This is a genomic window from Pseudarthrobacter sp. AL07, assembly GCF_029960665.1.
Classification (GTDB): domain Bacteria; phylum Actinomycetota; class Actinomycetes; order Actinomycetales; family Micrococcaceae; genus Arthrobacter.
This window is the reverse complement of record NZ_JASBRB010000028.1, coordinates 1-11,886: the sequence shown is the minus strand read 5'-3', so window position 1 is coordinate 11,886 and position 11,886 is coordinate 1. Positions and strand designations below refer to the sequence as shown.

Annotated in this window: 8 protein-coding genes, 1 pseudogene and 1 riboswitch; all 9 genes and pseudogenes read right to left on the bottom strand. The window is 62.1% G+C overall.

Annotation, left to right across the window (positions count from 1 at the left end; translation table 11 throughout):
• Window positions 1–10 precede the first annotated feature (10 nt).
• Complete coding sequence (locus QK290_RS16010) at window positions 11–928, bottom strand: SIS domain-containing protein (protein ID WP_282331621.1); 918 nt, start codon at window positions 926–928, stop codon at window positions 11–13.
• Window positions 929–1,217: 289 nt separating this feature from the next.
• Entirely contained in the window at window positions 1,218–2,414 is a 1,197-nt protein-coding gene (locus QK290_RS16005) for a Gfo/Idh/MocA family oxidoreductase (protein WP_282331620.1), read from the bottom strand.
• Window positions 2,415–2,517: 103 nt separating this feature from the next.
• Window positions 2,518–3,537, bottom strand: a complete 1,020-nt coding sequence (locus tag QK290_RS16000) for a LacI family DNA-binding transcriptional regulator (protein ID WP_282331619.1) — start codon at window positions 3,535–3,537, stop codon at window positions 2,518–2,520.
• A gap of 117 nt (window positions 3,538–3,654) precedes the next feature.
• Window positions 3,655–5,316, bottom strand: a complete 1,662-nt coding sequence (locus tag QK290_RS15995; RefSeq protein WP_282331617.1) for a sugar ABC transporter substrate-binding protein — start codon at window positions 5,314–5,316, stop codon at window positions 3,655–3,657.
• An 84-nt stretch (window positions 5,317–5,400) separates the two neighbouring features.
• Window positions 5,401–6,324: a carbohydrate ABC transporter permease gene (locus tag QK290_RS15990; protein ID WP_185262305.1), complete on the bottom strand. Its 924-nt coding sequence runs from the start codon at window positions 6,322–6,324 to the stop codon at window positions 5,401–5,403.
• A 32-nt stretch (window positions 6,325–6,356) separates the two neighbouring features.
• Window positions 6,357–7,316: an ABC transporter permease subunit gene (locus tag QK290_RS15985; protein WP_282331616.1), complete on the bottom strand. Its 960-nt coding sequence runs from the start codon at window positions 7,314–7,316 to the stop codon at window positions 6,357–6,359.
• A gap of 297 nt (window positions 7,317–7,613) precedes the next feature.
• The gene (locus QK290_RS15980) at window positions 7,614–7,952 is read right to left on the bottom strand and encodes a hypothetical protein (protein WP_282331614.1); all 339 of its coding nucleotides are present in this window, start codon (window positions 7,950–7,952) and stop codon (window positions 7,614–7,616) included.
• A gap of 655 nt (window positions 7,953–8,607) precedes the next feature.
• Window positions 8,608–8,729, bottom strand: a riboswitch (SAM riboswitch).
• Window positions 8,730–9,067: 338 nt separating this feature from the next.
• Entirely contained in the window at window positions 9,068–10,873 is a 1,806-nt protein-coding gene (locus QK290_RS15975; RefSeq protein ID WP_282331612.1) for a beta-galactosidase family protein, read from the bottom strand.
• A gap of 795 nt (window positions 10,874–11,668) precedes the next feature.
• Window positions 11,669–11,886 (bottom strand): annotated as a pseudogene (locus QK290_RS15970) (IS110 family transposase); the annotation flags it as partial.

Here is an 11,886-nt window from a genome sequence, read left to right as displayed (position 1 = left end):
AGAGCGGCGCCTAGACAGTCGCGTCGAGAATGACCGAGCGGGTGAGGTTGCGCGGAAGGTCCGGGTTCAGGCCGCGGACACGGGCTCGTTCCAGCGTGACCTTGTGGACCCGGGCCAGTTCGGCCAACGGGTGCTTTCCCGTATTGATGTACAGGGCCCCGGTCCGGGCGACGTCGTCGCGGAGTCCCTCGGGCTCTTCGCCGAAGAGCCAGGTGACACGGCCGCGGGCGGCGATGGAGATGGGTCCGTGGCGGTATTCCATGGCGGGGTAGGACTCGGTCCAGCCCTGCACCGCTTCGCGCATCTTGAGCCCTGCCTCGTGCGCCAGACCGACGGTCCAGCCTCGCCCCAGGAAGGTGAATTGCTCGGCGTCGAGCAGTTCCTGCGGAACATCTGCCGTTACAGCGATCCGTGCATCTTCGACTGCCTGGCTAAGGTCGACACCAAGACTGCTCAGCAGGTAGACCAGCACGGACGTGGCGAAGCGGGTCTGCACCACGGACTGTTCGTCCGCGAACGGGAGCCCGATGACGGCATCGGCAAGGCCGACTATCGGGGACTCGACATCGCCGATCAGGGCCACCGTGCGGACCTTGCCCTGGAGCCCGGTCAGCAGGTCCAGTACCTCGGTAGTGGTGCCGGAACGCGTAATGGCGATCACGACGTCGTAGTTGCGGGCCTCGCTGTTGGTGTTCACGAACGCCTCGGAAGCCGCATAGGAATCGGTCAGGCCTTTGCCGGCCGCTTCGCGGGCCGCGGCATAGCTCTGGGCCATAAACCAGGACGTTCCGCAGCCGATGACGGCCACGCGCTGGCCATCTGCCGGGAGAAGTTCCTCGGCATGGGCCTGGGCGATGGCACGCTCCCACACCTCCGGCTGGGAAGTCAGTTCCTCGTCCATGAATGCTCCAAGAGTTGCGTCAGTCATCGTTCTCTGTGCTCCTTAATCGGTACATCGTTGCTCTTCAGGCTGCATCGAGCTCCCGACGCAGCCGGTGACTTTCTTCACTACAAACACTCAATGAGACAGATCGATCATCGAGGAATCTCTACGGCTTCCGAAAATCACCCTGGAAGGCGAAGATACATGCGTGACGATGATTTTCGGTGGCTCAAGCAGCTGCGCGTCCAGGTCTGCGCTGGTTGCCGTGGCGGAAGCGCTACGCCAACCAGAGCAGGATGAACCGGGCTGCCTCAGCCAATCAACCTTCAGGCCTTCAGACCGCCTGTGCACTCCGTGCGGGTTGCCCCGCGTTGAAGTACTCGATAAGTTCCGCCGGCAAGGCCGGAACCTCGCGGGCGGAACCGTCACCGCGCAGAGATTCGGTGGCGAGCACACCTGCGGCTACGGACTGGCGCGCAGCGACCGGGCTGGTCTGTGTCGGCCCGCCATGTGCTACGAAGTCAAGGAACTCCGCGACCAAGCGGGGATCGGCCCCGCCGTGGCCTCCGTCGCCGTCGAGGATCTCCACTACCTGGTCCGGCTCCGCAAAACCGGTGGCCGTCCTGGAGGTCCAGACGTTGATCTTCTCGCCAGGTCCGTCGCCGAAATTCTCGATCCTGCCCTTGGAGCCGATTACCGTGTAGTTCCGCCAGTAATCAGGAGTGAAGTGGCACTGCTGATACGAAGCCAGCACACCATTGTCCAGCACCATCTGCATCATGGAAATGTCCTCCACATCGATCACCGGGCTGAGCTCGGTCTGTTCGGTGGGCGGCCAATTATCCAGCGAGAACCAGTCCACCATCCTCCTGCCGGTGTTGTCGCGCCGGTCCTTCACGTCGCCGTAGACGGCAAGTTCACCGACGGCGGATACCCGCTTGGTGTAGCCGTTCGCCAGCCAATGGATGACGTCGATGTCGTGGGCGCCCTTCTGGAGCAGCAGCGACGTAACGTTCTTGCGCTCCGAGTGCCAGTCTTTGAAGTAGTAGTCGCCGCCGTTACCCACAAAGTGCCGGCACCAGATGGCCTTGACCTCGCCGATCACGCCGTCTTCGATCAGCTGGCGCATCTGCACCACCACCGGCATATGCCGCATGTTGTGTCCCACATACAGCCGGGTTCCGGTCTCATACGCCGTCCGCAGGATCAGGTCCGCTGCTTCCAGCGTCACATCGAGGGGCTTCTCGCAGAAGGTGGGGATGCCTGCCTGGAGCGTTTCCACCGCCACCAGGGCGTGCTTGTTGTCCGGTGTCAGCACCAGGACCGCGTCAATCCCGCTGGCCAGCAGCTCGTTCAAATCGGCCGTCACGGTGGCTGCCGGAATTTTCGCCGCGGCATCTGCCCGGCCCCGCTCGCTGGTATCGCAGACAATGGTCACCACGGAACCCTGGCCCGGCTTGTGGACGTGCTTCCACAGACTGGCCCGCAGGCCGAATCCGACCAGGCCCACCTTCATGTCAACAGTTCCCATTACTAATCGATTCCTCCTGCTTGGTTGCAGCCCTCGGGCCAACATGCAGCCCCGACTCCACCCGGGCGTTCCCGGTGGAGCGTGGCCTGAAACTTTCTCAAAACTATGGTGTGGTGCTCTTGAACGGAGCTGATTCGCGGGCGAACAGCTGCCAGGGAAAGTCCAGTACGCCGGGGGCCGCATCAGAGCCCAGCGCGCGGTCCAGCAGCAGCCGTGCCAGCCGGTCGAAGAAGTCCACCGGACCCACAGTGCTCAGCGACGGCGTCATCCGTTCGCCTTCCACGGTATTGCCTACCCCGATGATGTCGATGTCGGTGCCCACAGTCAGCCCCAGCCGCTGTGCCGCATTAATGGCGCTTACGGCCGCATAGTCAGTCGTGGCGTAGATAGCAGTGGGCGGTTTATCAAGCGACAACAAGCGGATGGTGGTGGCGTACGCTCCGGCAGAGGTCCCGTCGAAGCTGCCCACATATGCTTCACGGTGCGGCAGCCCCGCAGCTTCCAGCGCGTCCCTGTAGGCTATAAAGCGCGGCCCCGCGAGACTTCTGGCCGTAGTGAGGCACGCGATCCTGCTGTGGCCTGTGAGCAGATGGCCCATGGCCAGCTCACAGCCCGGTCCGGCCACGGACCTGATGACATCGAAGCCCTCCGGCTCCATCGATTCGTCGAAAACCACAAGCCTGGTGCCGCGGCCAGCGAGCTGACGCAGCGCCTGTTCACCCTCCCCCTGGACAGAATCCACAAAAACGGCGTCGGCGCTGTGGGTCTGGAGCACCTTGGCCCAGTCTGCGTCGCCAAGGATCATGGGTGTGATCCCCAAAGGGGCCGCCCTACGCTGGACGGCCTCAATGACAGCCAGCGCCCACGGGTCCGACAGCATGGTCAGGGACAGGATCACGGTGTTGGTGCGCCCGGTCCGTATGGCGCGTGCGGCCTGGTTGGGCTGGTAGCCCAGCCGGTTCGCTGCTGTTCTCACGCGGCTGACCGTTGCTTCCGAGACCCCCGGCCCACCTTCGCCGCGCCGTCCCGACAGCACATAGGACACCGTGGCTGTGGACACCCCCGCCTCCGCCGCGACCATCCTGATGGTCGGCCGCGAAGCGTCTCGATTGGTCACCGACATGTTTCCCCTTTGTGGACCCGGAAGCGGTCCTTGGACTGAAGCCGGCTGTCTGCCGGATGTCCGGTTGCGGCGGTGGCTAATGCTGGCGCCATTTTCCCCGCCGCCGCAACCGACATTCTATGAGTTGAAGACTGGTACGCCCTCGGGCAAGGCAGCCTGGTACTCTTCTCGCATTTTATTACCGCCCTCGGACTGCCAGCGCTTGACGGCGTCCTTGAGTGCGCCAACCTGCTCGCGCCCGGTAATGATGTCGATGACCTTGTCGCGGAGCTGCTTGCTGATTTTTGCTCCCACCTTCGCGCTGGTGTCCGAATAGCTTCCGTTGGTCGGGTTGCGCCAAGCAATCTCGAGCAGCTTCTGCTCCTGGCCGCTGACATACCTCGTGTCGTCGTCGTAGCCCGGGTTGAAGATGACGTTCTCGGGGCTGGCCATGATGTTTAGCGCCGACGCGAGGCCTGGAACGTTGGAGGTACCGGACTCGGTCAGTACCGGATTGCCATCACTTGTCAGGGTGTAGTCCTGGCCGGCTTCGCCGTAATTCTTTTGCAGGTATTCGGCGGTGCCGAACGGCGCCGAAAGGTAATTGATCAGTGCCAGGAGCTCGCGGATCTTTCCCTCCTCGGCTTTCTTGAAGGGGGTGAAACCGACGGTCCCATAACCCATGTCGTACACGGGCTTGATCTTGCCATCGGAGCTGAAGGGCAACAGGATGTCGAATTTGGCGCTCTGGTTCAGGACACGGTAGCTGCGGATGTCGTGCGGGCCGACCAGGACCTGCGCGGCAATCGAGCCGTTGGCAACACGGGTGCGGATATCTGATGCTTTGCTGTCCGGGTAGAAGACGCCGGCCGCGAACATCTTTGCCGTGAACTCGATTCCAGCCGCATACTGATCCGTTTCGAAGAGGTGGGTCAGTGTACGGTCCTTGTTGACGGCCCAGCCGTTGGGGGCGCCGAACCACTCGGTGACCATGTGGAGGATGTTGGTGTAGTTGGCTTCCAGAGCATACTTTTGCTCGCCGGGGCGCGTCAGCTCCTTGGCTTTTTCCAGGAATTCATCGGCGCTGTCCGCGTTGAGGCCGCCTACGGCGTCCCAGACATCCCTGCGGCCCGCCATGACCTGACCGAACGGGGTGCTGGGGATGGGAGCACCCCAGATCTTGCCGTTGACGACGGCGGTCTTCCATGAATCCGGCTTCAGCGCCGCCAGGTTGGGGTACTCAAGCACCGCGTCGCCGGAGAGGTAGGGGGTGAGGTCCTGGAATTTGGCTTCCAGCATGGGGCCGATATTGGGGATACCCTGGTTGGGCGGAACCCACATCATGTCGGGGAGATTGTTGCTGGCAAGGACGGTGGCGAACTTCGCCGGGTAGCCGTCGCCGATGTCCTCGGCGATCTGCAGTTCCAGCTCGCCGCCGAGCTTGGCGTTGAGGCGTTGCCAGAAGGGGTTGTCCTTCATGCCCGGGCTCATAGTTTCAAAGGTTTCCGTCAGGCCGGTGACCTTGCCCATGAGCGGCGGGGTTTTGACAGACTGCACGGCTTCGGGCAGCTTGAAGAAAGCGGCCTGCAGGCCCTTTTCATTGCCCGGGATGTCAGCGGTGATACCGGTAAATTCCCTGTAGGTGGGGAGCTTCACGGCAGAGGAGGCAGAGGCGCCTCCACTGCCGGAGCCGCCGCCGGGGTTGCAGGCAGCAAGACCAGCCGTGGCGACGGCCAGGCCTGTGAGGCCAAGGAAACCGCGTCGGCTGAATCCTGCCTGTCCGGAAGTAGTGCTCGTCATCGCGAAACCTTTCTAGTTTTTCAATGTGTAGTACTGCTGATGTGACCGTGGTGGTGAACAACTAAAGGGAACAGAAACCAGCGGTCAGCCCTTGACTGCGCCGGTGATAACACCCTTGGCAAAGTGCTTCTGCAGGAACGGGTACACCATGAGGATGGGGACCAAGGCCACAACGACCACCGCCATCTGGATCGACTGCGGGGGCGGGGAAGTGGTGATTCCCAGCTGGTCGGCCGCACCGCTGCCCTGGACAACGAAGTTGCGCAGGAGAAGCTGGATGGGCCATTTGCTGTGGTCGTTGATGTAGAGCAAGGCGTTGAAGAATGAGTTCCAGAAGCCAACCGCATAGAATAGGCCCACCACGGCGACCACGGCTTTGGAGAGCGGAAGGACGATCTTCCACAGGATCTGCCAGTCGCTGGCCCCGTCAATCCTGGCGCTTTCGATCAGTTCGCCGGGAATGTTCATAAAGAAGGAGCGCATCACCACGAAGTTGAAGGCCCCGAAGGCGCCAGGCAGGATCAGTGACCAGAGCGAGTCCAGCAGGCCGAGCTCCCGGATCATCAAAAAGGAGGGGATCAGCCCGGGTGCGAACAGCAGGGTGAAGAGGATGGCCAGGATGACCGGCCGCCCAAAAAGGACCGAGCGGCTGGTGGCGTAGGCCATGGTGATAGTCACGAACAATGCAAGCAAGGTGCCCACCACGGTGATGAAGAGGCTGACTCCGAGCGACTGCAGGACCAGGGGGCCACGGAAGATAATCTCATAGGCCTCAAGGGTGGGCCGTTCCGGCCACATCACGAAGCCCCCTGCGGCCACGAGCTGTTCGTTATCAGCCAGCGAGGTGGACACCACCAGGAGCATGGGGGCCAGGATCGAAACGCTGAACAGCACCAACACAACGGCCTTGATGCTCTGGTACAGCAGCGAGGGCTTCTCTTTCCAGACGGGTCGTTTGGAATCGTAGCTCAGCCCGGAAGCTTTCTTGGTCAGTACTTTAGTGGTCATGTGAGTCTCCTTGTACGGCGGCCGGTACCCGGCTAGCCGACCTTCTTCGCAAAAATGCCGTCTTCCCCAAACTTATGGGCCAGCTTGTTGGCGCCCCAGATCAGCAACAGGCTGACCACGCCCTTTGCCAGGCCGGCCGCAGCGCCGGAACTCCAGCCGCCTCCAACAATGCCCGTGTAGTACGTGAACGTATCCAGAACTTCGGCCGCACCCGCCCCGACGGCATCTCTCTGGAGGATGAACTGCTCAAAGCCAACGGACAGGATGTCGCCGATCCTCAGGATCAGCAGCAGGATGATCACAGGGCGCAGGCCAGGCAGAGTGACGTGCCAAACCCTGCGCCAGCGGCCGGCGCCGTCGGCTGCGGCAGCCTCGTAGAGGGAGACGTCAATAGTGGCCAGGGCCGCCAGGAAGATGATCATGGCCCAGCCCGCGTCCTTCCAGATCATCTGGACGACCACCAGCACCGGGAAGGTGTCCGGATTGGTCATGAAGGGGATGGTGTCCATGCCCAGTTGGCGCAGTGAGTTGTTGATGAATCCCGCCCCGCCGAGCATCTGCTGGAAGAACGCGATGACCAGGACCCAGGACAGGAAGTGTGGCAGGTATGCAATGCTCTGGAAGACCTTGCGGATGCGCGGGCTCATCAGGGAATCCACAATGAGCGCCAGGATCAGCGGCACCGGGAAGAGGAACACGAGCTGCCAGGCCGCCAGATAGAGCGTGTTCCAGAATGCATGCACGAAGTCCGGGTTGATAAACAGGTCCGCGAAATTCTGCCAGCCCACCCAGAGGCTGTCCCCGATGCCCAAGTAAGGCTGGTAGTCCTGAAACGCGATGACGTTGCCCAGAATCGGGATGTAGAAGAACAGCAGCAGGAATAGAACACCCGGCACCATCATCAGCAGCATCTGCTTGTCGCGGCGGAGGCGACTCCTGAAGCTCTTGCGCAGAACAGGACCGCCCTGGGACCTGGCCTGCTTTTTGGACATGCGAGGTGGTCCTGACTTTGGCGACGGCCCGCTGTCTGTTCCGTCTAAAGTCCGGACGCGGTCCGGTGCCGGCGAAGCAGGCACCCCCGTCGTCGAATTCATACTCTCTCCTCGTTCAATGGAGTCACGGTCCAAGGCAGCAACATTTGCCGATGTGACGCAGACCATGCTTGTTAATCGTTTAACAAAATAATAAGTGATGGGCGTCTCATTAGCAAGAAGCCGGTTGAAATTGATGTGCGTGCCATGTTTTGCCGGTGGGTCACTTGAGCCAGTTCCCGCTCCGAAGAACGCCGGTCAGTGTGAGGTCCCTGTCCACCACAACTGCATCGGCGCGGAGCCCGTGGCGTCCAGCGTGGCGACACCGCCTGTCACGGTGACGGGGGAAGGCCCGAGCATGTAGTTGCCGTCGGTAAGTCCGGCGGCTGCCATGGAGTCTGAGACCAGAACGATGTTGGCGGCACCCACCAGCTGGAAGACAGCGGTCACGATGGCCGGATCAAGGTGCGCGCCGTCCGCTATGAGCTCGACGATCGCCTTGTCCTCCTGCGCGGCGCGTAGGCAGGCGGGCGCGCGATAAAAAAGGGCCTTCGAGGTGGATGCCCTCGATGAGTCCTTCGTCCGGGAGCCCGGCAAAGAGCTCGATCCCCGCAAAAGGTCCTCCCGGGAGGCTGTTCCGTGGACGCCGGGTAGTTGAACAGCGTCTCATGGAACCCGGCGGTGGGACCAGCGTAGACGATTCGGTCACCTTCGACGACGAGAACACCCTTTTCAGTGACAGGCCTGTCGCTTACGACTGTTCCCGCGATGAACTGGCGGCGTTGCGTGGCCGAATGTGTCTCCGGAGAACTCATGAATCGATTCTCCGTTACCTTTCCCCGGCGAGTGACTCAATGGCACCGGCTGTGGTCGAAACCGCGGGCAAGGATGACCCCAGAGTCCGCGCGTGTCCGCACCCACTATCCGCACAAACCGTGTAGTGCCGTCGGAGCAGGAGAAATCTAATCGGCTGCCCCGCAGGCTGCCCCCTCAAAGCAATCGTCACTATGAGCTGCATACCTTCGGCGCACCATTGAGCAGGATGAATTGACTGCGAGAGCCTGTGAATCAGTTCCCGCCAAGCCGTAGTCCAATATCTTTCCCATGATTCGCCGACCTTGAATTCGACGAGGCCGCAAACCGTGTCCACTATCGGCAGGACCCGAATACATACTTCTTGGGTCTCGTCCATGGCACCGGACGAGGCGGTGCAATCAGAAACGGTTTCACATGCCACACTAGGGGCCTTTCGCGAGTGCCCTTACCAACAGCGGGTTGTCATTGGTTCCCGATTGGTCGCTTCTTCATCCGATCCACCCTTGAACATGGGGTTGGCGTGTGACCAGTCGGAGCTTGGCGTCACATCTCATGAAGTACCTCGCAGCCTACTCCCGATATTTGGATTTTCCTCGGCATTGCCACCAACAGGGACGCTTCACGGAAGATTTCCTCGGCAGAGAGCTGACAGTGCGCCTGTTCGCCAGGGCAGCGCGCCCCACTGCCATCTCGCTCTCCTTTTCGTGCCGGACGCTGCCCTGACGTACAGTGGTGTCTTTGTGCCGCCGCTTGCATGCCTGGGGCAGGGGCGGCCCGGGGCGTCCGCAGGTCGTTTGGACGCTCCCGAGTCTGCCTCTGGGACGACTTCCCCCCCAATGTGGACCAAATTTGCCGGGGATTAGTTGTCGTTCCGGCCAAGTCGAAAGACGGCGAGCTCAGTCCGCCAGTTCTTCCGCTAGCACCAGACCCTGACCGCCCGGTCCCAGGTCAGGCTCTGTTCGGAGCTCGACGGTAATGCCGGACTTTTCGAGCTCCAGCACCTTGACGGTGTTGACGCCGCGCCGGATCATCGGTGAAGGAATATAAAGGGTAACCTGCGGCCCCACTTCCCAGTAACGGCCGAGCAGGAAGCCGTTGATCCAAACGAAGCCCTTCCCGAAGCCGGGCAACGCCAGGTAGGTGTCGGCGGGATCCTCTGCCGCGAACTCGGCCGAAGCAAGCCGCCCGAGCTCGTCCGGACCCCATTCGGTCAAAGGCACCGGTGTCTGGGTCCAGTGGAAGGTGAAACGCTGGTTCACCAGTACGCCGTCGAGGATGCCCTTGCCGTGGCCCGTTAATGGCCCGTAATTGATCCGGCCGAGGCTTTCCACCAGGATTTCCAGCCTGGCGGGGGTGCCGGTGCCGGTGACCTTCAGGCCTTCGGCTGCGTTGGTGTCATCGAGGATGCCGGCAAAAACCCCGTCCACCCAGATGTAGGCGCGGTCGTTCAGCCCCATGATCTTCAATGGTGTTTCCGCAGGTTTTCCCGGCAGCCCAGGCAGCACGGCGTCGGCGGAATAGAGCACCATACCGGCGTCCAGCCCGAGCTGTTCGAAGGACAGCGGCCTGACGCTCTGAACAGGTTCCCCTGCGGCACGGACCAGGTCCAACAGTTCCACGCCCGGTGCCACGGGGAGGGTCTGTGCGGGCAGCACAGGTGCCGCTGCCAGGAGTTCAGTCGGCAGTTCCGGGACGTTGTTGCCCTCCATGCCCCGAGCGCGGAAGAACTCCGTCCGCAGGGCGTGGAACTTCGGCGTCAGCGCACCGTTCTCCGCGATGGGAGCGTCGGAGTCGTAGCTGCTGACGGTCGGCTGGAGTTTTTTGCCGTCGTGGTTGCTGCCGGATCCAAGGCCGAAGTTGGTGCCGCCGTGTGCCATGTAAATACAAACGGAGCCGTCAAGGTCCAGGATCTTTCGGATCTCCGCGGCCGCGTCGTCGGCATCGCGGACGTGGTGGCGTTCGCCCCAGTGATCGAACCAGCCGCTCCAGAATTCCACGTTGAAGAACGGCTCACCCGGCCGGCGCCGCTGCCATGTGGCCACGGCTTCATCGCCGCGGCTGCCAAGGGTTGCCGTCGCCCAGGTTCCCTCGATGGCGCCGCCGTCCAGGAAGTAGTCGTTGCCGCCGTCTGCGGTGAACAGCAGCTCCGTGATTCCCCGTTCCTCCAGTGCGCGGCGGTTCCACCGGATGTAGTCGTGGTCATCGCCGTAGCTGCCGTACTCGTTTTCTATCTGCACCGCCACGACCGGACCGCCCGCTGAGGTCTGGCGGCTGGCCACGATGGGCAGAAGAAGGTCAAACCACTCCTCGATGGCCCCCGTGAAGTCTGGGTCCAGGCAGCGCAGGCCGATTCCGGGGATTCCGGTCAGCCAGGACGGGAAGCCGCCGTTGTCCCATTCGGCACATATATAGGGTCCGGGCCGGACGATCACGTCCAGCCCTTCCGCTGCGGCGAGGTCGATGAAGCGGCCAAGATCCCGCCACCCCGTGAAATCCGGTGCCTGGTCACGCCGGGGCTGGTGGAAATTCCACGCCACATACGTGTCCACGGCGTTCGCTCCCATGGCCCTGAGCTTCCGGAGTCTGTCCTGCCACTGATCCGGATGAACCCGGAAATAATGAATCGCTCCAGCCAGAATCTGGTGACGTTCCCCCGCGCGAAAAAGCACAGAGTCCCTATAATTCAGAATCGCTTTAGGCATGGGAGAAACGTTATAGCGATTCACGATGTGCAGTGCTCCTCGAAATCGATCCTGACGGGCGTTTGCAGCGATCAGCTGTCGGTGGGGCCGGGAACCAGCTGGGTCTGCTCCGGCAGACCCGTGCCCCAGGGGGCCGATCCGACTGGCCGTTACGCATCGGCATCAAGAGTGACCGAACGCGACAGGTTACGCGACACATCCGGTTCAGACGAGAGGATGCCCAGACCCCAAAGGCTGGAGGGTCAGTTCGACGTCCATGAATGCACCGCCAGTCGGCGGACACCTCAGATTTGGTCATTTGAATTCTCCTCATTCCTTTGGAAGGCGGGATTATCGTCGATACAAAACATCGGCCGGGAGGATCCACTGTTGCAGCATGCCCCTATCAATCTGCAAATGATTCCCCAGCCCGCCGCTTGGGAAAGATGGCCTCTCCACGACCTTCGCCCACCCTTCGAACATGGGATCTAAACATCGTCGTTAATCGATTAACAACAATAAGCGCCCGGAATCCAACATGCAAGAGGCGGACGATTAATCCGAGAATTGGGTGGCTCGGGCATCCTCGGCTCGATCGCGGAGTTCGAACACGCCCACATGTCCGAACGAACCCGTGACGGCCTCGCCGCCGCCCGTGCGCGGGGGCGCACCGGCGGGCAGAAACCAAAACTCGGACCCCGCCAGGTCAGGCTGGCCCGCGAAATGTATGACGAAAAAGGCCCCGACGGGAAGCGTGCCCTGGATAAGCTCGGCTGTCCGGCTCTGGTTGTCTTCGAGCTCCGTAGTGAGGGCGAGGACCCTCTTGGCGAGACGGACGGCCTCGGCCCGAGCGGTCGCGGGCGCGAGGCTCTCGCTGCGTGCGCGCCACCGGGCCATCTCGTCGATCTGGGCGGCGTTGAGGGGCTTGCGGGCGTCCATACCGAGGTCCGCCGTCCGCACGAGCGCGAGCAGGATGTTAACGTTCGCGGTCCGCTCGACCGTCATCTGGTCCCGGGCCGCCACCAACACGCGCA